Annotated in this window: 25 protein-coding genes and 1 tRNA gene; 3 read left to right on the top strand and 23 right to left on the bottom strand. The window is 44.6% G+C overall.

The window, feature by feature from the left end; translation table 11 throughout:
* Positions 1 to 25 precede the first annotated feature (25 nt).
* From FD960_RS03320 to FD960_RS03255, 14 genes are all read right to left on the bottom strand, one after another.
* Positions 26 to 976, bottom strand: a complete 951-nt coding sequence (locus FD960_RS03320; protein ID WP_215299884.1) for a type II secretion system F family protein — start codon at positions 974 to 976, stop codon at positions 26 to 28.
* 8 nt (positions 977 to 984) lie between these two features.
* A complete protein-coding gene (locus tag FD960_RS03315) occupies positions 985 to 1,956 on the bottom strand; it encodes a type II secretion system F family protein (protein ID WP_215299882.1) in 972 nt (323 codons plus the stop codon).
* Complete coding sequence (locus FD960_RS03310; RefSeq protein WP_215299880.1) at positions 1,957 to 3,315, bottom strand: CpaF family protein; 1,359 nt, start codon at positions 3,313 to 3,315, stop codon at positions 1,957 to 1,959.
* A 17-nt stretch (positions 3,316 to 3,332) separates the two neighbouring features.
* Complete coding sequence (locus FD960_RS03305) at positions 3,333 to 4,502, bottom strand: AAA family ATPase (protein WP_215299879.1); 1,170 nt, start codon at positions 4,500 to 4,502, stop codon at positions 3,333 to 3,335.
* A complete protein-coding gene (locus FD960_RS03300; protein ID WP_215299878.1) occupies positions 4,503 to 4,817 on the bottom strand; it encodes a hypothetical protein in 315 nt (104 codons plus the stop codon). It lies immediately after the preceding gene.
* On the bottom strand, positions 4,817 to 6,148 hold the full coding sequence (locus FD960_RS03295) for a type II and III secretion system protein family protein (RefSeq protein WP_215299876.1): 1,332 nt from the start codon (positions 6,146 to 6,148) through the stop codon (positions 4,817 to 4,819). The genes FD960_RS03300 and FD960_RS03295 overlap by 1 nt, the downstream gene beginning before the upstream one ends.
* A gap of 1 nt (position 6,149) precedes the next feature.
* Positions 6,150 to 6,899 carry a Flp pilus assembly protein CpaB gene (gene cpaB / locus FD960_RS03290; RefSeq protein WP_215299874.1) on the bottom strand — a complete coding sequence of 250 codons (750 nt, stop codon included), beginning with the start codon at positions 6,897 to 6,899 and terminating at the stop codon, positions 6,150 to 6,152.
* Positions 6,900 to 6,901: 2 nt separating this feature from the next.
* Complete coding sequence (locus FD960_RS03285) at positions 6,902 to 7,366, bottom strand: prepilin peptidase (RefSeq protein WP_215299872.1); 465 nt, start codon at positions 7,364 to 7,366, stop codon at positions 6,902 to 6,904.
* A 138-nt stretch (positions 7,367 to 7,504) separates the two neighbouring features.
* Positions 7,505 to 7,678 (bottom strand): Flp family type IVb pilin, encoded by a 174-nt coding sequence (locus FD960_RS03280; protein ID WP_251369837.1) that lies wholly within the window; start codon positions 7,676 to 7,678, stop codon positions 7,505 to 7,507.
* Between the two features lie 159 nt (positions 7,679 to 7,837).
* Entirely contained in the window at positions 7,838 to 9,097 is a 1,260-nt protein-coding gene (locus FD960_RS03275; protein WP_215299871.1) for a hypothetical protein, read from the bottom strand.
* Complete coding sequence (locus tag FD960_RS03270; protein WP_215299870.1) at positions 9,090 to 9,575, bottom strand: hypothetical protein; 486 nt, start codon at positions 9,573 to 9,575, stop codon at positions 9,090 to 9,092. Before FD960_RS03270 ends, FD960_RS03275 begins: the two co-directional genes overlap by 8 nt.
* The gene (locus FD960_RS03265) at positions 9,572 to 11,107 is read right to left on the bottom strand and encodes a hypothetical protein (RefSeq protein WP_215299868.1); all 1,536 of its coding nucleotides are present in this window, start codon (positions 11,105 to 11,107) and stop codon (positions 9,572 to 9,574) included. The genes FD960_RS03270 and FD960_RS03265 overlap by 4 nt, the downstream gene beginning before the upstream one ends.
* A 42-nt stretch (positions 11,108 to 11,149) precedes the next feature.
* Positions 11,150 to 11,998 carry a GGDEF domain-containing protein gene (locus tag FD960_RS03260; protein ID WP_215299866.1) on the bottom strand — a complete coding sequence of 283 codons (849 nt, stop codon included), beginning with the start codon at positions 11,996 to 11,998 and terminating at the stop codon, positions 11,150 to 11,152.
* A gap of 27 nt (positions 11,999 to 12,025) precedes the next feature.
* A complete protein-coding gene (locus tag FD960_RS03255) occupies positions 12,026 to 13,246 on the bottom strand; it encodes an HD domain-containing phosphohydrolase (RefSeq protein WP_251369836.1) in 1,221 nt (406 codons plus the stop codon).
* Positions 13,247 to 13,497: 251 nt separating this feature from the next.
* On the opposite strand from FD960_RS03255, the gene FD960_RS03250 reads away from it, so the two are divergent.
* Positions 13,498 to 15,117, top strand: a complete 1,620-nt coding sequence (locus tag FD960_RS03250; RefSeq protein WP_215299865.1) for a GGDEF domain-containing protein — start codon at positions 13,498 to 13,500, stop codon at positions 15,115 to 15,117.
* Between the two features lie 295 nt (positions 15,118 to 15,412).
* Here the strand turns inward: FD960_RS03250 and FD960_RS03245 are convergent, their stop codons facing one another.
* The 4 genes from FD960_RS03245 to dusA all read right to left on the bottom strand — a co-directional run bounded on the left by FD960_RS03245 (position 15,413) and on the right by dusA (position 17,524).
* Entirely contained in the window at positions 15,413 to 15,622 is a 210-nt protein-coding gene (locus tag FD960_RS03245) for a BrnA antitoxin family protein (RefSeq protein ID WP_068949841.1), read from the bottom strand.
* An 11-nt stretch (positions 15,623 to 15,633) separates the two neighbouring features.
* Positions 15,634 to 15,903 (bottom strand): BrnT family toxin, encoded by a 270-nt coding sequence (locus FD960_RS03240; protein ID WP_251369835.1) that lies wholly within the window; start codon positions 15,901 to 15,903, stop codon positions 15,634 to 15,636.
* 355 nt (positions 15,904 to 16,258) lie between these two features.
* A tRNA-His gene (locus FD960_RS03235) sits at positions 16,259 to 16,334 on the bottom strand.
* A gap of 65 nt (positions 16,335 to 16,399) precedes the next feature.
* On the bottom strand, positions 16,400 to 17,524 hold the full coding sequence (dusA, locus tag FD960_RS03230; RefSeq protein WP_215299861.1) for a tRNA dihydrouridine(20/20a) synthase DusA: 1,125 nt from the start codon (positions 17,522 to 17,524) through the stop codon (positions 16,400 to 16,402).
* Between the two features lie 517 nt (positions 17,525 to 18,041).
* Between dusA and FD960_RS03225 the strand changes: the two genes are divergently transcribed.
* Together FD960_RS03225 and FD960_RS03220 are read left to right on the top strand one after the other, a co-directional pair.
* Positions 18,042 to 19,550, top strand: coding sequence for an HD domain-containing phosphohydrolase (locus tag FD960_RS03225; protein ID WP_215299859.1), 1,509 nt, complete (start codon positions 18,042 to 18,044; stop codon positions 19,548 to 19,550).
* Positions 19,551 to 19,901: 351 nt separating this feature from the next.
* A complete protein-coding gene (locus tag FD960_RS03220; protein ID WP_215299856.1) occupies positions 19,902 to 20,264 on the top strand; it encodes a hypothetical protein in 363 nt (120 codons plus the stop codon).
* Positions 20,265 to 20,297: 33 nt separating this feature from the next.
* Here FD960_RS03220 and FD960_RS10555 read toward each other — a convergent pair whose 3' ends face one another.
* The 5 genes from FD960_RS10555 to FD960_RS03195 form a co-directional block, all read right to left on the bottom strand.
* The gene (locus FD960_RS10555; RefSeq protein ID WP_215299855.1) at positions 20,298 to 20,516 is read right to left on the bottom strand and encodes a heavy-metal-associated domain-containing protein; all 219 of its coding nucleotides are present in this window, start codon (positions 20,514 to 20,516) and stop codon (positions 20,298 to 20,300) included.
* Between the two features lie 28 nt (positions 20,517 to 20,544).
* The gene (locus FD960_RS03210; RefSeq protein ID WP_215299853.1) at positions 20,545 to 21,006 is read right to left on the bottom strand and encodes a hypothetical protein; all 462 of its coding nucleotides are present in this window, start codon (positions 21,004 to 21,006) and stop codon (positions 20,545 to 20,547) included.
* Positions 21,007 to 21,142: 136 nt separating this feature from the next.
* Positions 21,143 to 22,555 (bottom strand): RNB domain-containing ribonuclease, encoded by a 1,413-nt coding sequence (locus tag FD960_RS03205; protein WP_215299851.1) that lies wholly within the window; start codon positions 22,553 to 22,555, stop codon positions 21,143 to 21,145.
* 89 nt (positions 22,556 to 22,644) lie between these two features.
* Positions 22,645 to 23,199 (bottom strand): NADPH-dependent FMN reductase, encoded by a 555-nt coding sequence (locus FD960_RS03200; RefSeq protein ID WP_215299849.1) that lies wholly within the window; start codon positions 23,197 to 23,199, stop codon positions 22,645 to 22,647.
* A gap of 17 nt (positions 23,200 to 23,216) precedes the next feature.
* Positions 23,217 to 23,696, bottom strand: a complete 480-nt coding sequence (locus FD960_RS03195; RefSeq protein WP_215299847.1) for a bacterioferritin — start codon at positions 23,694 to 23,696, stop codon at positions 23,217 to 23,219.
* Positions 23,697 to 23,736 lie beyond the last annotated feature (40 nt).

Genomic DNA, 23,736 nt, shown 5'->3' with positions numbered 1-23,736 from the left:
CCATCCAAATTGCTGCTTTGCAGCCCTACTTTGCTATGCCAGTAAAAATGGGGGAAAGCGATTTTCCAAAAGTAATAATGGCAGGGCCCAGCAGCACCACCATTAAGGCGGGGAAGATGCATAAGATTAAGGGGATAGTCATCTTGACTGGGATTTTCGCGGCTACTTCTTGAGCCATTAAGGCGCGCTTTTCCCTTAAAGCCTCAGCATGAACGCGTAGGGCTTCAGCAATACTGGTACCGAAATGCTGCGTCTGAATTAACATGGAAACCAGAGCATGGATATCCTCTACACCAGTGCGATCAGCCAGATTCTTCAGCGCATTTTCACGTGTAGCACCAGTACGTAACTCAAGATTCAAAATATGAAACTCCTGCGCCAGTGCCTGACTTTCAATTTGCAACTCTTTACCTACTCGCTCAATAGCAGAGTCCAATCCCAGTCCAGCGGTTACACAAACACGCATGAGATCCAAGGCATTAGGAAGACTTTCAAATATTTGCTGCCTGCGCTCTTTGCTTTTTCTTGAGAGCCAGAGATCTGGTAAGTAATAGCCTATACCTGATAAAAATACGGCCACAGATAGGATGCTCAAGAAGGAGCTCGAAGACCCGCTCACCAAAGAAAGCAAGATATAAAAGACAGGCAAAACGAAAGTAAGGATGGTTTTAAGCGCAAAGAAAATTAAAGCATCGAGCTCGCGATAGTACCCAGCACTCATAAAACGCATCCGGATTTGAGAGGTTTCCCACTCCCCATCAGGCATCGAAAAATGAATTAACTTCTCTAAAGCGGTTTTAGAAGCTATCTCTAAACGGGTGCGCATAGGATTTAACTCATCAAGGGTTTCAGAGCGAATAAAACCCAGCCTCCGATGCACCGTTCTTTCTGAGAAGTAGCGAATAATGACGTAGTAGCTTGTGCTGGTTATCAACACAAATAGCAATATAAAAACAAGGATTCGAATAATTTCCATGATCCCGCCTAAACCCTGATCTTAGCCATGCGCTGCATCCAAAAAATTCCCACAAACATGAGGACCAGGGTATAGCCAACCATAGATCTCCCAAGCTGCTCACTCCACAAAACAGCAATGAAATCAGGCCTCACAATTAACATTAGTAGAGCCACTGCAAATGGCAAAATACTCAATATCCAGGCTGAAGTACGAGCCTCTGAGGTCATTGCATGCAAGGTCATCTTGGTTTGCAAGCGCTCCCGAATAAGCTTGGCAACACCAGTAATGAGGCTAGCCAAATTACCGCCAATTTCTTGATTAACAAAAACAGCAACGGCAAAATAACGCATTTCCGGACAATCAATTCGAGTAGATAAATCCGACATTGACTCTTGAACAGATCGACCAAAGCTAATTTCCTGAAAAGTCTTTTGAAATTCAGAAGCAATGGGCTCATTTGACTCATTGGCAGCCATCTGCATAGAGCCTACAAAAGTATGGCCGGCCTGCATTGCTCGAGCAATAAAATCTAAAATTTCTGGCAGTTGGCGCTCTAATTTCGCCTGCCGTTTTGCCAACTCAAATCTCAAATAAATAACAGGGCACACCGAAATAATCAAAGCAAATGAAATGGCCAGGAGGAAAGATGTTCCAAGCTTAAGAAATACAAAACTCGTAGCAATAAAAAGAATGCCAATCAGCAAAATAAACTGGTCTAGACGAATATTCCACTTTAGCTTCTGAATATCTGCATTGATTTTTACTGCCAAGGTAAATTGCTTCAGCCAGACATCAACCCTGGGATCTGAACTCAGCATCACCTGTGGTGCAATCCTCGTACTCAAACGACGATTATCAGTAGAAATTGCCTCTAGACGCTTATCAATTCGCAAACGCATACGACTAAAGCGCACTTTTACAAAAGAATAGAGTGCGTAGGACAGCCCAATGAAGAAGACTGTAAAGGCAAAAATCGTGAAGATGAACTGAAAGTTCATCTAGCGCTCCTTAATTCTGCTCGGATCAAAAAGATAATCTGCAAGAGGCGCTCCACGGGCTTGAAGTCGATCAGCAAATCGTGGTCGAATACCAGTTGCTTTGAAGTGACCAAGAACGGTTCCATCTGGCGCAACACCAGTTTGCTCAAAGCAAAAGATTTCCTGCATGGTAATGACATCACCCTCCATGCCAGTGATCTCTTGGATACTCATGATCTTTCGACGTCCATCACTCAAGCGGGCAACCTGAATAATTACAGAAATACCTGAAACAATTTGCTCTCTTAGAGCTTTTTGCATCACATTAACACCCGCCAAACCCACCATATTCTCCAAACGGGTTAGAGCATCTCGTGCTGTGTTTGCATGAATGGTAGTGAGGGAACCCTCATGACCAGTATTCATAGCCTGAAGCATGTCGATCACTTCAATTCCTCGAACCTCACCCACAATAATCCGGTCGGGTCGCATCCGCAGAGTATTTTTCACAAGAGCGCGCTGACTAACCTCGCCCTTGCCTTCAATATTTGCTGGTCGAGTTTCCAATCGAACAACGTGTGGCTGCTGCAGACGTAATTCGGCGGCATCTTCAATCGTAATAATTCGCTCGTTATCAGGTATGTAGCCAGACATGACATTTAATAACGTGGTCTTTCCGCTACCGGTACCGCCAGAAATCAAAATATTAGTCTTCACCTTGACCAATGCGCCAATGATCAAAGCCATATCGCTGGTCATTGAGCCGTACTCAATCAGATTGGATACCGTTAAAGGAACTTCAGAAAATCGGCGAATGGACAACGAAGGACCATCCAGAGCCAATGGAGGAATAATGGCATTTACACGAGAACCGTCCGGCAAGCGAGCATCAACCATTGGACTAGATTCATCAATACGTCGCCCTACTCGCTCTACAATTTTTTCAATTACCTTAAGTAAGTGAGCGTCATTGTCGAATTGAATCTTCGTTCTCTCAAGACGGCCCTTGCGCTCAACGAAAATGGTTTTATAGTTATTTACCAAAATATCGGAAATGCTAGGATCAGAAATCAAAGGCTCAATAGGACCAAGGCCAATAATTTCATTTTGAATTTCGTAAACTAAATGCGCTAAATTATCCTCACCGATAACAATTTGATCATCGGCAACAATTTTTTGAATACAGGATTTGAGATACGCCTTTAACTCAGAATCCACCATTCGATCAACCGCGGATAAATCAATGGTCTTTAATAGACGTTCATGCAAAGTAGCTCGAAGATTTGCAGCCCCTTGAGCACGCTCGTCGATTAAGGTTTTTTCACTTAAAAAACCTCCATCGCGATTTAAGTTTCCTTGAATTCGTTCCCTCAATGACATTTTTATCTACCAGTAAATTATTTAAACCACTTTTGCCACCAAGGAGCACTCTCGACAGAGTCCAGCTTAATGCCGGCAATATCACAAGCCATCGCAGTAAAGGTATCGCTCAATGGAATATGTGCTTGAAGCTTTTGAATAGGAATACCCGTATTAACTGATTCAGTTGCATTCAAAAAGTCATTTGGGAAGACCCAATCTATAGGCTTCTGAATAGCATCCTCCATCTTATCAAGTGAAATTGCCACCGCTTTATCCATACGATTCAGAACGGTACCAATTTTTCGTGACTCGTAACCAAGCAAGGTAAATAGATGGAGGACCTTAGCCAAGGCTCGCAAATACGAAACCACCGGCTGAAAGACCACGTAAATCTTGTCGGATCGATCCAAGACCTTCATTGTGATAGCCTCGATCTCTCGGGGTAAATCAACAATAACAAAGTCATAATCCTGAATGGCAACCGTGAGTAAATTATCAATATGCTGAGGCTTGATGCCAACCGCTTTATCCGGACTATCAGGGGCTTGCAAGAGATAGAAATTCTCAGTTACTTGTGTTGTAGCAGATGCAATGACACTTGAATCCAAACCTGTTTGACTAATCACATCGGTCAATGTGCTGGGACCTGCCGACTCAACCAAATAAAAGGCAGCATCGCCAAATTGCATATGTAAATCAATGAATAAAACCTTTTGTTTGCAAATAGAGGCCAATGCATAACCAAGGTTTCCGGCGATAAAGGTAGCTCCAGCACCTCCCTTTGCAGAGATGAATGAGAGAATTTTTCCTCTTGGACGATACGAGGAGGAAATATAACGACGCGACCTCAATCGCTCAATAGCCTCAAGCAATTCCGATTGCGACACTGGAAATCCAATTACTTCCATTACACCCGCACGCATCAACTCGAGCATCTGACCATCATGCGCATTGCTTGTTGCATAAATAATGGCAGGATTTGCGTGCTCATTAGTGCAAGATGCAATCGTTTTTAGGTCACTCTTAGAGACAGCCTCAGAATCAACAACTAGAATATTGGTTGAAAATAAATCCAAACGATCGATATCTAAACCGCCCTCACGGCGCTCTAAAAAAACGAATTGATCTTGGGAAACATTGGTCTCCAGAATCTCTTTGATTCTGATAAGAGACTCGGGGGAGCTAGCAATAGCTGCAATCTTCATTTATCGACCTCCAGAAGAAGTGCCCATCGTAGCCCCTGTTGGGTATGTGCCACTACTGGTTGGTGTTCTTACTTCGAAAGACTTTTGATAGTTATCAACAGCACCTTTTGCTGCACCACCATCTAATCCAGTGGTAACTTTTTTATTTCCAACTGGAGCATTTGGATTAACCAACTGAGATTGCACGGCGTCATTTACCGTCCCACCAAAATCAGGTGCAGTTTCCCAAATGGATTGGCACGCAGAGAGCCCCACAATAAGTACGGCACTAGTTAACACTCTCAACATTAATTTATATCCAAAGTTCAGTTTCATTATTTGGCAGCCCCATCAGTAATATTTTCTGGCCTTGAGCCTTCCAACTTTCCATTTACAAAGAAATCAACTTGAGTTGGGGGGATATATTTATCAGTAGGCAATGTCACCTTATTGGCGACCGGCTGAACAATATGCGGAGTCACCACAATTAATAACTCGCTACGATCCGCCTTGAAAGATGCGCTTCTAAATAGCGCGCCTAAAACGGGTAAATTTGCTAAACCAGGGAATGCGCTAATCACCTCAGCTACGTTATTTTTAATTAATCCGCCTATGGCGAAACTTTGACCGTCATAAAGCTGGACCGTAGTAGAGGCCTGGCGCGTAGTAATTGAAGGCAGCACAGAGGTTGAGCCTCCAGCGCTTACCGTGATGCCTTGGGTTTGCACCTCAGAAACTTGCGGGCTTACCTTTAGATTGATTCGGCCTTCAGATAAAACAGTTGGAGTAAATTTAACGCCCACTCCATAGTTTTGAGCTTGCAGCGTGATGACTGAGCCACCTGTACCGCTTGACTGAGGAACGGGTAAAAACACAATTCCGCCAGAGAGGAACTCGCCCTCCTGCCCGCTGATCGCCATAATATTGGGTTCAGCCAAAATCTTAATCAAACCGCTATTAATTTGGGCCTGAAGCCAAGCATTGGTAGACCCTACCGAACCAGCAGCATTGGCCGCAAAGCCCAGAGGAGCAGTTGCACCGTTTAGCATATTGAAGCTAAAGTTCGAGCCTTGCACTTGGACACCCAAGGAGTCGGCAACAGCCTTATCAATTTCAGCAATTTTGACCTCAATTAATACCTGCGGAAGATGGTCGGTAGTCATCATATTGAGGACTTTTTTTCCGGTGTACTCCTGAGCAATTTGAATGGCTTGCTGTACCTTCACAGAATCGGAAACCTGTCCACTCAAAACCAGAGACTCCCCTGCCGAAGATGCGCGTATATTTTTCTCACCAGGAATTAATTTTCCCAATAAGCTCTGAAGTGCACCAGCATCAACACCAACCGCCACATCTAAGGTTGAGAGATTTCCATTGGCATGCCACATAAACACATTGGTGGAGCCCACCTTCTTACCAAGCAAGTAAATCTGATTGGGGCTGACCACCATCACGTCAGCAATAGCGGCATCGCCTACTGAAATTCTATTAATTGGATCTGCATATTTATAAAGGCGTGATTTACCAAGCGAAATCTCAATACTGGAAACCTTACCCACCTCCTTAGAGACCACCGCTTCAGCAGCAAATAAAAAATTGGGGGCCAACAACATCCAACTGAATGTGATGAGGCTCGTCCAAACGCCAGCTTTATTAAAAATTTTCATATTAACGACCCAATCCAGATTCCATACGCACAGATGTACCGCGAATTACTTCAACCCCATTCTCACTAGAAGTATGGGTTTGCGTTTGAGTAGACTCCCCAGGTCCAGAGCCCTCCGTCTGATTACGCAACACGAGCGATAGCGTTCCAGCCATCCGAGCGGCATCAAGCACCTCTGCCTGCTGTGGAGACACTTCCAGAGTCACTGAGCTAGCTAAACGTGGCTTAGCATCCTCTGTCGCGACACGATCTTGAGCAACGGCAAGCACCAACACACGCTGCATAATGATTCGGGAGCTAAATCGACCGGTGTCATCCTTGCTACTAAACAAAACATCGACATAGGATCCAGGGGTTACAAAACCAGCAACATCCGACACTTCATTCACAGTCATGGTCATCGCCCGTTTACCAGCGGAGATCGCAAAAGCGAGGCCTGATGAAGAATTAGCTGAGTAAAGCATGCGGTCAAAAATGACTTCGCCAGCCTTAATTTCCCCCTTGGGTATGCGACCAACTAACTCTTCAACGGTATGAGCAACACCACTAGGTTGACCCTCACCGGAAAACTTGATTAACTTTAATTGAGCGCTGGAAATCGGCGTGCCCATGGGAATCGTTTCCCCGGCGGCTACAACCATAGCGGCCTTAATGGCTTCCTCATCTTTTACTACAAATGAGGCGATAAATAAGGCCATCAGGCCAACAACGGAAGCGACAATAAGAGAAATGAGGATGCGTCTATTTTGCATATTTATAGAGGGGTAGAGTTAAATAGAGCCAGGCATGCCCCAAGAGAAATGGCGAATGCGTATGGAATGCGTGTACCACTGAATCGCAGTCTGAATGCCCTGCTGGCCGACTCAGTCAAAACACCTTTGTAGAGCAAATAGATCAAGATACATAGTCCACCAATGATGGAGGCATACAACGCTGTCAGCAAGATGGCATTAGGGCCTAGAAAAGTACCGGCTACCGCCATTAACTTGACATCACCCGCACCCATCAGCGACTTCGAGTAAGGGTAGATGAACACCAGCAAACCAATAATCGCTCCAAGCATAGAGCTAGCCAATGCGCTTAAGCCACCATTGATATAGGCCAGGGAAAGGCCAAGAGACAAACCGAAAAGAATGAGGTAGTTTGAGATTCGCCTAGTTGCGAAATCTAATAATGTCGCCAGGGACATTACTGCTAAAAACGGAAAAGTCACAGACATGCAATTTTACTTTCCGCCCATCTCTGCATAGCTTATGCAAAGAAAAAGCTTGGATGCTTTGAAACATCACGCCCACAAAGGCACGGCACAACTACAGCAAAGACTCTTCAACACCCCTTGGGTGTTGAAGAAAATCAATTAAATCTTGCCGGCGATGTTTGTGAACAAGGTATTTAAGTTAGTACCCAACAGCGTAGCGCCACCGATAATAACCACGGCAACCAGAGCGGCAATCAATGCGTACTCAATCGCTGTAACACCCTCTTCGCCTTTAGCGAAATTTGAAATGAAAGATTGGATTTTTTTCAACATAACTTAATTCCTAATGAAAACAACAAAAAAACTATTTACGAGAATGATAATGAAATCAACAACTTCATCTTAATGCTATTTTTACCAAACTTGCTATAAAAAATTGATCCAAATCAACAAAAAGCAACGGTAATCCTATGGCAAACCCTAATTTTGGGCTTAAAGACCAAAATAGACGCGGTATGACGGAAAAATATCGGTGTAGTAAGCGCAACACTCCGGCATCTGAAAGGCCAAACCATATATCACACAGAACGCCAATAAGGTGACTCCACCAGCCAGAACAAGGCGTCGATCCAGAGCCAGTAAGAGCGGAAAGTCTTCAGGCTTGTAGGATAAATCAGCTCGCCGAAGCACAAACATCAACAAAATTAACTGACTACTCATCGAAGCAAGCCACCTTCCCCAGTCACTGGCCAGCAAAAACATGGGGGTCAATGCCAGTCCACCAAGCAAAATCCAGCGTAAATATTGCGATGGAAGTCCGTCAACTACCACAGGCCGAACCACGGAGTAAATGTAGATCAACACCAGCACGTTTCCAAGGCCGAAAAACAGCCAAATAAAGATGCCGCCGGAGCTAAATACCCCGTAAATCGTAGTGAGATGCTGATCTAGGCCCCAACCCAAAGAACTGATGGCGCCAAAGACGGAATATGGCGCGCTTGGGGATAGCAGCAAGCGATCCCCAAATGATAAGGAGTCCCAAATCGCCTGCGCCATGAAAACGTCGCCATGGAAGCGAGAGCACACCAAAAAGGTAAATAACACCTCAGCAAATAAGAAGATGGATGCAAGGCGCAGATAGCGTAAATTAGGCCGCTCTAGGGCAAGCACCCAAAGCAATAGAGCTGATATTGGGTAAGCCATGAATAGATAGGCCTCATGTATGAGCACTAAAACAGGAGACACGATGAATAAAGCTACTAGATAACAGTAAATCCAAAATTGCTGCCTAGACACTGGAGCTAAACGGATTTGGAAATAAAGCAAACACTGAATAGCAAAAAATATTAAGAACAAATTTTCTTTGCGGGTATAGAAGTCTGCGCTCATACCCATATGAAATATACCGCCCTGAATCAATATTGAAACCAGCAACACATTGCCGTTACGAATACCGGATCTCCAGTAAACCAACAGAAATGAAACGATATACGCAATATAGGAAGCAAACATCAAGACATACAAGGGCTTAATTAACCCGTCTTGCCCAAATACCTGCAGGAGGAATTCACCTGCTAACCCCCTTCTGACAAAGCCCGCCTGATAATTGATGAGCCATTCTGAAATAGGCCACACATTAAAACGGGGGATCGAATAGTCACCAGTCATCCAAGCAAAAGCCAAAATAATCGGCAGCTCTAGGCTAAGGATTAGCGCTAGAGCACGCACCAATGAAACGATGCGGCTAGACATGATTGAATTCCGAGAAGTTAAAGGAGCGCCCTTTTTTGCGGCACTGATAACGGCCCTGATTCCGAATCACTCGCTGATCAAGCTTGCGAGAGTCTTTCATGAGCAACTCGCCACTCTCGACATTAAAAATACCCATGCGGTAAAAATCTATATTTGCCTGGCATCCACGCATCCCAAATTGAATACTAGAGGAAGATGCATTCTTCACACTATCGTCACTACAAATGGAATAACCACCACTAAAGCTACCCTGCAAAAATTGATAAACGTGACTACCCCATATCTCTAGCATCAGCGGCTCATTCCCTTCGTATCGCTCAAGCTCTGCACCCTGGGAATCCAAAACCAATTGCTGGGAAGTGCCACTACATAACCAATATTCAGGCAATTGCAGTCTGTCACAAGCTGACAGAAAAAGAACCGTCACTGTTAACAGCAAGAATCTGGAGAGTGAAGTGGGTAATTGGCACATCTTCATTTACGCATTGAGTCAATTAATTTCTGGCCATCCAGCGGAGCCGCCCGCAAAACAAAAATAGTGGCAAGCTTATCCTCATAGATATTTTTCCACTGCTCACGACTGTCAAAGTAAGTCCTTGCAGAAGAATCTGGCGGAATGAGCACCCAGGTGATTTTGTAGTCCCGCATCAGGGAATCCAAAACACTTGCCGACCCATCTCGTATCGCCTCTAAATAGGGCCCCAATATTGCCTCATCGTATAAATCCGCCCTGCCATCAATAAATACCGGAATGCCGCGACTAATGAGGTATCCACCAAACTCATAGGCATTGAACACAGGGCCGGTAATCTGATGATTGATAGCAAAGTCGACGGCAGCAACTGGATAAGCCTCTTTTGAAGGCTCATGATGATGGCCTCTAGAGAGAAAGAATGCCGAGGCAAGAATGATTGCGCCAAAAAGTAGTGTGGCCTTTTTAGTGGCCGGCACAGAAAGGCGGTTAAATATCTCATCAACGCGTGATGGATGTTGACTCTCATCAGACGCATGCACTAGTTTGTATCGAGCGCCAAATGAGCTGGCAATAATCATCGGCGTGATGAGTCCAAAGATGGATGCATAGCGATTATGGGTCAAGGCCTGATGCAACAAGCCCACAATAATCAGCGCATTAATGATGCCAATATCAATGTAGCCAATCAACGCCAAAAACAGATAAGACAAAATCACAATCTCCAGACCACTCAATCCAGAAAAATGATATGGCATCCATTCATTAATGGCAGTAAGGTGAGTTAACTTCAGTAATGAGAGTGGAAACAGCAAGCCCTGCCAGCCGAGGGGCGTTGCCACACAACTGATCACAGACAGCACCCAAAACAAGATCCAGGATCTAGCTAGCGCACCCCGTAGCGATGATGGAGCAATCCATACCGCCTGCACCCCCAAAGGAATTGCGATAGCTAGGCCTAAGATAAAACTGCCGTGCAGATTGGCCCACAGTACCATCAGAGCCAGTAAATACATTGGCGGCTTTATTTGCCTCTCAGAAGCATTGATCAGGACGCCAACCCACATTACCAATATGGGCCATGAAAAAATATGAGGCCTAATCAACAAATGACTGACTAGCGCTGAATAGGCTAAAGCGGTAAATAGAATGGCATAAATAGCGGGAACGCGATGCAATAAGAAGCGCACTAAGAATGCTAGCGTTAGCGCAAGAGATAAGGCTGTTACTAATACCAGCGCAGTCCATCCCCCGAGGGCATATAGGACCGCCAGAATATATTCAGATAACCATTCATGGGCAACCCAAGGGTGGCCGTGTAATGAGTGAGAGTACATATCCGTACGCGGTATGGCCCCATGATCCAAGATCCATCGCCCAATCGTGAGATGCATATACGTATCAGGATCGACTGAGGTATGCCAAGTTGTCAAAGTCAGCAAACCAAGGCAGACCACCACCCCCACAATCAGCGGCCATGAGAGCCCATAAAAAGGGCTTGGCCTTTGCTGCAGCAACTCAGGTAGCTCGTATTTCATATGCCCATCATAAACATACAATGGGCAAGCAACTGAAATCCTCTAAGGCGAAGGGCGATGCCCCTCCTCTTGCCAGCAACAAACTCTATTCCTGCCACCAAGCTTTGCCTGGTACATAGCCTGATCAGCAAGATCTATGTACTTCTTGTGCAACTCTTGCTGCAGAGTGACATCCTCCCTCTCCGGATACAGAACCGCAACACCGAGACTGATAGTAATTTTTATATCTCGACTATCAATCACGGCACATGCGTGATTCGCCACACTCAACCTTAATCTTTCAGAAACTTCAAAAGCTTGCTTTTGACTGGTATTCGGCATGACGATTAAAAACTCCTCACCACCAAAGCGCCCCAAAATATCAATACTTCTTAGAGAGCTCTGCGAATGTTTTGCCAGATCTTGCAAAACGAGATCACCAGTTTCGTGTCCATACGTATCATTTACCAGCTTAAAGTGATCAATATCAAACATGACAAAAGCCAAGGGAACGCCTTCGCGAAATGAGCGATTGATTTCCAGCGTAATCCTTGACTCAGTCTCCTTGCGATTTAATAGGCCAGTCAAAAAATCAACCTTGGCATCATGCTCATATCTTCTCCCCTGCTCCTCCATAAACAAAAAAATATTTCGCATGAAAAACATGCCGAAGAATGAAAGAAGAGAAACTATTAAGGCGCCAATAGCATCAAATGCATCGACTGCGCCACCATGAAAAATCAAAAGAATAGGATAGATTCGCCTGACATTCATCATCAGGAATCCGGCAGCCAAAAGACCGAATCCTATGCGATAAATTGTTGAGCGAAAAAATAGTCGTAGGGCCAGCACTGCAGCACCAATTTGGGCTATCAAAGCGGTAGCGTAAATCGCAATGGCTATCGAAACCATAGACACTCCTCTTTTGGACTTCAGCGCTTATGTCAGAAATTGTTGCAGACCAGATGACTCAAGTAATTTCACTGCAGCATCAACATAAATAGGGTCAAACTTAGTACCAGCATCGGCACGAATTTGCTTAATTGCAGCTTCTGAACCTAAAGAAGGTCTATAAGGCCTGTGGGATGCCATGGCCTCAATCGTATCGGCGACCGCTATCAACTTAGCCTCGTCTAATATTTGGTCACCTTTTAGGCCTAATGGGTAACCCGAGCCATCAAGTCGCTCGTGATGCTGTCTCACCATCTCAGCAATTGGCCATGGGAATGGCACATCTTTCAGGATTTGATAGCCCGTCTCTGGATGCTCCTGCACCAACCTCATTTCAAGATCAGTCAGGCGAGTCGGTTTAGTCAAAATCTCCGAAGGAACCGCTACCTTGCCGATATCATGGACCATTGCTGCCATATAGAGCCCACGGATCTTATCGTCAGACCAAGCTAAATTTTCCGCGATAGCAACAGCGATACTCGCAACTCTTTTCTGATGCCCTGCCGTATAAGGATCACGCCACTCCATTGTTTTCGACATCGCCTCAATCGTGGCTCGCAGAGCATCGGCCAACTGTTCTTGGGTCTTTAATTTTTTAGCAATCTCCTCATCAAGCAAATGCTCGCGCTCGATCGACTTCAAGCCATACCCAATCTCTTTGGCAAGGCTTTCAAACAGCCTGACCTCAGCATCACCGAATGCATCGGGTATAGATGCATAGACAGTGAATGCTCCTATCGGCTCAGGCACATCATCCCTAATGGGTACTGCAACGGAAGATCGGATACCATAAATTCTGGCGCGCTCTCTCCAAGGAGCGAATCCTGGATCTGTTTCGGTATCAATAACGATCTGCGACTCACCTGTCTCAATGCACGAGCCCGTAGGGCCTTGACCAGAAACAGTTGAATCGGACCAAGTGACATCTATACCATCCGCATATTTAGCCGCCAGCCCATGCGTACCCAAAACGCTAACTGTTTTTCTTTCATCATGCTCAGCGATGCCAACCCAAGCAAGGATGTAAGGCCACTGGCTTACTACTCCCTGACAGACGCCCTCAATTAAGTCACGCGTGTTATTAGAGCGAGCCAATGCTGTGGTCGCCGCCGCATGTGCTAACAGCGCCCAATTTTGCTTCTCCATATCGGTACGACGATCCACCTGGTCAGCCACACCAAAATGGGTAAAGGGTGTCTTTTCAGTCAATTGAACTCACTTACGTATTCATAGTGCCCAGGCAATGAGGGCCCCTGTAACCAGTCTACACCTATAGACCAATGGGCTCTATAAGATGAAAAAAGGGGGTTCGAATGCTCAATTTGCCCAAGACATAAGGCAAACCCCTAACCAGACAAATTTCATACTAATATTCATAAGCTTATGTTAACGTTAGCCCTATGGCTAATACCAAGAAACAGCTCCAACTATGGCGCCTAGAGCATATGGATAACTGAAAAATGCGTCAATCGACCGCCAAATACTGCCAAGCGCTATTGTGCGGTTCTCTTATTTGCTTCTTTAGCACTGGATTATGTTTCGCCAAGGGGCCCACTAGGGATAAAGTCAGCCTGCAACTGCGCTGGATGCCACAGTTTCAATTTGCCGGCTTCTACATGGCGGAAGCAAAAGGGTTTTATAGGGATGAGGGGATAGATATCCAGATCATCCCAGGTAATGGCAATAGAACCCAAATTATCGAAGAGGTGCTATCAGGGCGAGCAGATTTCGGAATTGGAAACTCTGGCCTAGCGCTCATCAGCATGCAGATGAAGCCCGTCACCGTTGTAGCTGATATCTTCCAGCGCTCGGCTGCAGTCATGCTTGTGAAACCTGGGTATGAGAACTCAATTAGGAATCTCAGTAAACGGAATTTAGCCCTACGCGCCCTGCAAGATAACCCAGAAATATATGCCATCTTCAATAGTCTTGGCATAAAGCCGTCAGATCTTCCGGTCATGTCCACGTCCAGCAATGGGTTGGAGGAATACATCAATGGAAAAGCCGATGCCATTAATGCCTACCTTAGCAATGAGCCATTTTTTCTCAAAAAAAGAAATGTGCCCTACAAAATAATTGACCCGGCCAACTTTGGAATCGACTTCTACGGGGATGCCTTATTTGCGCGTAGTGTTTATGTAAAAAATAATGGCGATATTGTTAAACGATTTGTAAGGGCCTCCATCAAGGGCTGGGTATACGCTCTGGACCATACGGAGGAGACTGTTGACTACCTTCATCAAGGCCCAGCATCATATAAAAGCAAGGATCACCTCTTATTTGAAGCGCAAATCATTAAAGAACTGATCTTGCCAGACTACATACCTATCGGGCAGATTAGCGAGGTACGCTGGGAAAAAATTGCCACCATTTTTAAAAAACTAGGTCTAGCGCCCGAACAAAGTGAAATTCAGCCTGAGTTCTTCTTGTCCTACTGGGAAAATAAAAATGCAAAGCTTACGCTGTGGAGCTATTTAGGGGGGATTATTTTTTTCGTCTCCATAGTACTGGGAATTGGCATCTGGTATTCAAAAGTTAACATGCAGCTGAGTAAATTGTTGGTAGAAAAAAATAGTTTATTAAGCTCTGTTGAAGAATTAGCCAACCATGATTTCCTAACCAAACTACCTAGCAGAAGATTGATTTATGACAGGATTGAAAAGGGCATTAAAACTGCAAGTCGGAACAATTCAAAGCTGGCTGTATGTCTACTGGATTTGAATGGCTTTAAAAAGATAAATGATGAGCATGGGCATCTGGTTGGGGATCAAGTATTAATTGAGGTTGCTAAAAAACTTTCTTACTGGGTAAGGGAGTCTGACTCGATCGGAAGAATTGGTGGTGATGAATTTTTAATTGCTATTGAAAATATTCAAACCCGTGAAAATATAGATGCGCCCATCGCACGACTAAAAGAAGAATTTGAGCTACCATTTCTGGTGGGGCAGCAGGCATTTAAAATCTCCTTCAGTATTGGCGCAGCGCTTTTCCCGGAGGATGGATCAACTCCAGATGAGCTAATACAAGTTGCTGATCAGAACATGTATCAAGACAAAAGAAAAGCATCCCACAAAGCATAAAGACCCCGAAAAGGAGTCTTTATTAATGAAAATCCGTGGGGCGAACGACGGGGCTCGAACCCTCGACAATCAGAATCACAATCTGAAGGCTTATATCAAGAGATATATGGCTTACAAGGTGATTCATGGTTACTTTTTCAATTTTTCAACCCAATAAAATCAAAGGCTTACAAATCCTAGTAACCATGAAAAGATAAATTCTCTTGAGCAAGCTGAAGGAGTCTATTTTAAGATTTCAACAGCGATCAACAACTGCCATCGACCAGAGCTCGGGGTATTTAACCCCACCTCCAAACTACTTCCAGCTAAGGTTTAACTTCTTATGAGATGCCGCACAATCACGCAAATAGAGATTAATGAGGCTTTGATAAGGAATGCCAACTTCTTCTGACACGGACTTAAAGTAGCTAACAGAATCTTCGTCTAAACGAATCGTAATAGGCTTCTTGAGCATAGAAGCATATGGATTTTTACGAGCTTTTGAGAAATCATATTCTTTACGCATGTTCATCACCTTTAATAAGCTTTTGACTCTTTAGGCGTCGCCTTACGAGCCGAAATAATACGAATGGCATTACCTTCACTTCGATAACAATGGCAAACCAAAATTGCCCGAAGAGCGTGGCTTACGCCTAGCAAAATAAATCTGTCTTCATCCTCCGAATGATCGGGATCGGAAATTAATTTGGCACCCTCATCAGAAAACACAGATTTCGCTTCTTCAAACGAAACGCCGTGCTTTTTCAGATTAGCCGAAGCTTTTTTGGGTTCCCATTCAAATCGCAATGAAGTAATATGTACATTGTACATATAAATATGAGGGCAAGCAACTGGGTTGAATAATTCACAATAAAATAATCTTATCCACAAAAAGCAAAAGCAAATACTCTGCATAAGTAGGGTATTACTGAATTTGGTAACTTGAGGCCGATTGCCGCCAACCAGTCTTTTGATATTCCGACTAGCATCAACCTGATTAGATGCGAAACATAAGTATCGCTATCTGGTTGTCGCGCAGGAAAATATGATCCTGAGCGCTTGAAATGAGGCTTATCTGAACTTAAATGAGAAAAGTAACCATGTGGTTACTTTTTTGGAACCCCTTTAAGGCCTCTAAAAACCTTAAGAGCCATATAGAATATGGGGCGAACGACGGGGCTCGAACCCGCGACAACCAGAATCACAATCTGGGACTCTACCAACTGAGCTACGTCCGCCACTGAAGATCTAGGATTATAGCTTTTGAGGCAAAACCCTGTCAAAAATGGCTTAGATGCAGGGCTTAAGCGCCCTCGAACTCAAAGGCGGCCCAGTCACCGAGGGTTAGGCTGGCATCGATAAAGAAATCCACAATAGCGGCCTTGCTCTGGACTTTAGCCAAGGCATGATGATCAGATAGGCGTTGGCGCCAATACCTGGAGCCTGCCCTACCATGGGCTAAGCCCAGGATATGACGGGTAAAGGCTCCAATATAAAAAGGCTTGTCTTTGGATCGGCATTCGTCATACCAGGCCTGAACCTGCTTAACTAAGGCAATCTGAATGCGATGCCATTCAGTCTCGCTAAATAAATACCCGGCTGCCTCGCCATCGGTAGCGATGAGATCGTCCCAGCCCAACAACATGGCTGGGAAATGATATGCCGCCCTGCCCACCATAAAGCCATCAAAATCATCCCAGTGGCCGGCAATTTGCTCATTACTTTCTAGTCCACCATTGAGCAAAACCTTCAAATTCGGAAATTGCTTTTGAGCATCTAAACGTAGCTTTGCCGCCACTTCATAGCGAAGGGGTGGCTTACTGCGATTCTCTTTAGGAGATAAACCCTTCAGCACAGCATTACGCGCATGAATGGTGACCTGGCTTGCGCCAGCATCAGCAACGGCCAGAATAAAGTTCAGTGCAAATTGATAGTCTGCCTCAGAGTTAGCAGCATCCATTGAATCCAAGCCAAGCCGATGCTTTACAGTGATCGGGGTATCAACGGCCGACTTCATTGCTTTAACGCAATCAGCAACCAACTTAGGCTCAGCCATTAAGCAAGCACCAAAAGCACCGCGTTGAACACGTTCGGATGGGCAGCCGCAATTCAGATCAATCTCGTCATAGCCCCACTGCTGTGCTAACTCAGCCGCTTTAGCCAAATCAGATGGCTCCGAGCCACCTAATTGCAATACAACTGGGTGTTGATCTTGGGAATAATCTAAGTGTCGCGGCACATCGCCATGGATAAGCGCTCCCGTTGTCACCATCTCTGTATAAAGAACGGCATCCTTAGTCAGCGTACGATGAAAAGAGCGGCAATGGCGATCCGTCCATTCCATCATGGGCGCCACGGCCAGTCGCTTCTTCTGAAGCCCCGTATTTACAGGGCTATCAGGTCGTTCGCTTTGCCTAATTTCGGTCATTTGCACAGAAATTGCACAGAAATTGCACACTCTGCGTATGCGTTTTGTACGATAAATGTATATAAATTGCTCATGATTTATGCAGCTTGAATATGCCTATGGATACTGAATCTTCTCATTATCCAGCAATCGCAAAATGTCTAAGGATTGCCTAGATATTGTGTACTTGCAAGCCACGAGCATCGCCTTTCTATGTGTGCTCGCCTACCGAACACTCTGCGGGCGTCAAATCTTAATGCGAAATCAGCCAGCGCTTAAGTTAGAACTAGATTACTAAGAGTAAACCCAAATAAGGCTTTCAGCCACTGGAATCTAATAGCCAGTTGTCGCTAATAATTCTATGAATACATACACTATCTTCGTCTTATTTACCCCCACTTGACTTGAAAAATACCTATACTTTAAGTATCGCCATGAGAAAAAGTTTGCAGCAACTCAATCCCATATTTTCAAGGGGCGATAGATTGGAGTGCAATCAAATTAATGTGGTATCAACCCCATTCAAACAGAGCAAAAGATGATGACATCAGAGAATCGTTCAGATAAAAATCAAGAGCTCTTAGACCGCATTATTAATTCATTCCAAATTCGGATGTTTTGGAAGGATAAGGATTCTCGATTTATCGACTGCAATCAAGCATTCGCTGAAGATGCAGGCTTTAAAACTCCTGCAGAAGTTATTGGTAAAACAGAGTTTGATATGCCCTGGACGAGCGATGAGGCTAACTACCACCTGCAGACTGATCGCACACTCATGGCCAATGGCGAGCCAATACTTTCATTTGAGCAGGCACTTACTCGGTCGGGCAATAGGAAAAGCTGGATTCTGACATCGAAAATACCTACTCGAAATAATAGTGGTGATATTGATGGAATCCTGGTGCTCTATCAGGATATGACATTTATCAAAGAGCTGGAAAAAGAAGGCTACAAAGTAAATCGGGCATATCAGTTATTACGTAGCGCTAATAAAGCTATTATTTCAGCCACCGATGAATCGTCACTATTTAAGCAGCTATGTGATTCTATTGTTGCCCATGGCTACAAAATGGCTTGGATTGGGAGCTTGGAGTCGGATCCAGCAAAGACGGTTCGGCCCGTTATCTCAGCAGGCTCTCAAGACCATTATTTGGAAAGCATCAAAATTAGCTGGGCAGATGATGTCTTTGGCCACGGCCCAACTGGAACCGCCGGCAGAGAGGGTCGAGTTATTGTTAATCAAAATTTCTTAACAAACCCAGACACGTTGCCTTGGCGAGAATCAGCCATCAAACATGGCTACCAGTCTAGTATTGCGCTACCCCTAAGAAATGGATTGGGATCTATATTCGCAGTTCTCACAATTTATGGCGCAGAACCCAATGCTTTTCATGAAGATGAAGCTTCAAAGCTAGATGAGCTGGCGCAATTGCTGTCTTATGGACATGAAGCACTACTTGAGCGAGAAAAGCGTTTTGATGTGATGGTCAAATCGGTTGCAGCCCTGGCGGCAACTGTCGAATCTAGAGATCCCTACACAGCGGGACATCAAAACCGGGTGGCTAAAATTGCATTTGCAATTGCGCAAGATATGGGCTTAGATGCAGATACCTGTAATGGAATCAAATTAGCTGCCTCCATTCATGACATCGGGAAGATGCAGGTTCCTATTGAAATTTTGACTAAACCCACCAAGCTCTCAACACTGGAGATGGATATGATCAAAATTCATCCACAAGTGGGTTATGAAATACTCAAAGACATTCCCTTTCCTTGGCCGGTTGCAGAAATGGTTCACCAGCACCACGAGCGCTATGATGGCTCCGGATACCCCTTAGGCCTCAAGGGAACAGAAATCGTGCTCGGAGCCCGCATTATTGCTGTAGCCGATGCGCTTGAAGCCATCTCTTCTCATAGGCCATATAGACCCGCACGAGGAATGGATGTGGCAATGAAGGAACTAGAGACTCAGCGAGATATCTTATTTGACCCAAGTGCTGTTGATAGTTGCATCCGCCTTCTGAATGCAGGCCAACTTCCAACTTAAGCAAGATCAATCCACAAAAGATGATTGCTTAACCTAATTAATACTCACACTAAAGGCCTAATAAGCCAAGAGGTGGAGCCCACATCTTGAGTAGCGCACCGAGAAATCGATATAAAGTCATGCGCTCATACATCTGAAACCCTGGAAATATTCATTTAATTATGAATTGAATAGATCTTTAGGTCATTTGATAGCAGAGAAATTATCAGCCCTAAAGATAATATTCATGAAAACCTATCTAAAAACAATCTCTTTCAAGATTGATTTGAAACAATCATACAAAAATTAGTTATAGTATTCATTAGCAATATATCATTTAGGAGCGTAAAGTTAGGGAAAGGAGTATTCAATATGGCCGAAAAAGAGATCGATCCCTACACCCAAAGCTTGCTTGGCAGGATTGTGTCAATGACTCAAGAAATAGACAACTTGCGAGCCGCCTATATGATCGTTAACGAGAGATTGAATAATCTCACTGCACTAACGGAATACAACGTCAAAGAAATACTTGAAGAAGCGGCGAGAGTAGAAGATTTTGCAAAGCTAGCAGTTGATGCAAGCAAATTAACCGAAGAGTCTGCAATTGTTACCAAAAATAACCTACTAATTGACGCCGCAAAGAAATCGACACTAGCTGCTTGTACAGTACATCACTTGGCAATCGAACTGAGGGCTACTAAGCTCGCCAATATTAAAAAGGGATTAAGCCCATAGTCACAGACTAATGTAATGCATAAGATCTGGATGCTACTGTTCGTCCAAATCCAGACTCGCATGGTAGCCAGCCTGATTGAGCAAGTGAATAATGTCTGACGATTCATTATTCAACCTAAGCACCTGAACTCGACCCGACTCCCAGTCAACATGGATGCTACTGATATCCGATAAAGACTTCAGTGCCTTTGTAATTATCTGAATACAAGAGGCTGAGGAAATTCCTTGAACATTTAAATTAATTGAAGCCATTAATTTTTCTCCCGTTACACCTCTGACATTACTCGTTCACCCTATCGCCAGGGCTCGCTGCTTGTATAGCAACCAATTTAACACCATCCCTAAAGTTCAAGCCCAGTAAAACTAGAGCAATCAAATCAAAAATATACTCAATTGCCTGCACAAGGAAATACCAAAGATCAAACTCGCCTTTTTGAGCCATGGCGTCCAATGTATAGGCAGCGGGAAATAAGATGGCAATACAGAGCAGCACGATCCAGAGCATTCTTTTTTTCTTACTCTCAACCACTCTTCCCTGCCTATTTTTTGCAAGAGATAGGCCCAACAACCCGGTGGCCAGCAAAAACGGAATCAGCCAAAAGAACCCTTGGAGCACTAGAGACTTCACGCTGACAATCACATCCCCTGCATACCAATACTGCGTGACCAAGGAGGCCGCAAAGAATGAAGAAATCATTGCCAGCAGTAGGGAGCCAAACATTGCGTGAAATATCACTTTCATAAAGCAATCCTATCTTGCAAGTACTGCCTACGCTTTGCATTTGTTAGGCACTATCAACCCGAAGGCACATTACGCATTAACCACAATTTCATTATGAAACTTCTTTAGAAAAATATCCAAATAAAAAATTGTCCGCTTATATTGGGGAAAAATCGATAAAGCCAAGCGGTACATGGGTATAAATTAACTTCACACGCAATAGCGTACCCAACGGGAAATCCTCCAGGCTATGCACCAACTTACCCTCAACCGGAGGATCAAAAATCCGCACCCACGTACCCTTATCATTCACCCCCGATACAACCCCATCGAAACTTTGCCCAATTCGGGGTTTTAGCAATAGAGCTGCCTCAGACTTACGTAACTGACGCTCTACTTTCCTGGCGGCATCTTCCTGCAATGTGCAATGCTGTGCCAAATATTTCAATTCCGGAACACTGTAGGGCGGTGGCTTACCAGCCAACACTGATTTGATGAGGCGCAGGGTAATAATGTCTGGATATCGCCGATTAGGTGCCGTGGAATGCATATAGTCGCTCACCGCCAAACCAAAATGGCCAATAGGCTCATTAGACGGCTTTTCAGCGATATATTCTCCGGAGCCCATTAACTTCACAATTTGTAACGACAGATCAGGAAATCTCACTGGGTCTTCGCGGTGCTGCTTGGCCAAAAACTTCTCTAGCGCCTGCGCATTGGGCTGATCCGGCAAAACATAAGCATGCTCTAGCGCCAAAGCCACAATACGTAACCACCTCTCAGGGGAGCGCACTACCCTACGAATCGAATAAATACCCGCATTCGACAAAAAACGGGAGGTACAGCCATTGGTGGCGATCATGAACTCCTCAATCAATTGGCGGGCCCGATTGTGGGGTTGCTGTTTAATTTCAGAAATAGCTTCACCATCAAAACTTGCTCTTGGCTGGAAAATATCGAACTCCAAAGATCCGCGCTCATGGCGCTTCACCCTCAGAACCTGCGCAAGGGCATCCTGCTTTCTGAGTTGCGCATCCATACCAGCCACCATTTGTGCGGGCTCAGGTAGCTCACCCTTGCCCTCCAGCCAATCTGATACCGCATCGTAAGCCAGCTGTGCTCGGTTATGAACTAAAGCCCTATAGATTAATGACTTCTCTAGAACACCCTCTTCTGAGAAATGCATTTCACAAACCATAGCCAATCGATCTTCACCGGGATTTAAGGAGCTTAGATTATTGGACAGCTTCAAGGGTAGCATTGGAAATACTCTGGCCGACGTATAGACTGAGCGGGTATTCATAAGGGCGTGCTCGTCAATGGGGGAATCTTTACCGACCAAGGCATCCACATCCGCAATGGCCACTAAAAGATTCCAGCCGCTATGATTGGTCTTCTTGGTGACGGTGAGTTGGTCCAAATCTTTTGAATCATCATTGTCAATTGAGCACCAGGGCAGACTTCTTAAATCGACAATCGATGGATCATGATCGATGGCCGGCTCATTCATTTGATTTAACTGCTCCCGAACTTGAAATGAAAATTCTGGCTCAAGTCCACGAACCATCATAATTCCCACCGCTATACGAGAAAGCTCTTCTCGATCGTTTTTATGATTTCTTGACCTCAAGTTAGGATTGATCGCGGTATACAAAATAATTAAATTCCCTTATTAATGGATGCCCAATTGATGAATCGATCTATCCAACTTTTTATAAATTTACGACTAGCCTCATTTACATTGCCTGACCCGTCGAAAAAACTATCTTTTAATTGTAGGAACATTTCAGGCTGGCATAAGGTAGGCATGTCTAATGCCGCTAAGATACCCCGTAAATGTTGTTGGGCAATTGCGGTGCCGACGGGACTTGGTGAAATTCCAATAATGGCCGCCGGCTTCTTCGCCCATGCATTTTGTCCATAAGGCCTTGATCCATGATCTAAGGCATTTTTAAGAACTCCGGGTATTGATCTGTTGTATTCAGGGGTAATAAATAGGACCGCATCGCATTGATGAATATCCGCCTTTAACTTCCGAACTGATTCCGCTTGATGCTCATCATCATCTTGGTTGTAGAGAGGTAAATTTCCAATTTCTACGAACTTAAAATCAACACTGGTAGGGGCCATTTTCACGATAGCGTTGGCCAATTGCTTATTAATAGAATCTTTGCGCAAACTACCTACTACTATCGCTATTTGTAGATTTCCCATTTCACACCCCGCCTAAATTACTGAATGAAGGAAGCAATGTCGCCAGGCTTTCTCAGCATCTTATTCACCTCATCAAGATGCATCTCCTCTTGCACAATCATCTCTCTGGCATATTCCTCTAGGAGTACAGACTGAACCCCGTTAGTTTCTGGATGAGTGGAGGTAGAAATCTTCAATAGGTCATAGTAGGCAGCTAAAGCAAGGGTTTCGTGCTCTAAGCTTTCACGCAAAATATCACCAATATCGTGCCGCTCTGTTTCCAGCAGAGAGCCAATTCTTAGAGATGGATGACCACCCAGCAAAGTGACAAGCTCCCCCGCTTTATACGCATGATCCAAACTTTCAGTGGCATTACCTTTGAGCCAAGAGACGATTGGAATTCGGTTGTAACCAAAGACCATCAAGGAATAGTGGGTGTACTTTACAACCCCAGCCAATTCCAGTTCCATGATCTTATTCAGCGCCTGAACGGCTGCCTTAGAATGCTCGGTAGTCATATTGCCTTCCCTCCATAAATGTTAGGGGTATACGCCTTTA

Origin of the sequence: Polynucleobacter sp. AP-Nino-20-G2, assembly GCF_018688235.1 — a bacterium.
Classification (GTDB): domain Bacteria; phylum Pseudomonadota; class Gammaproteobacteria; order Burkholderiales; family Burkholderiaceae; genus Polynucleobacter.
This window is presented reverse-complemented; position numbering and strand designations above follow the sequence as displayed.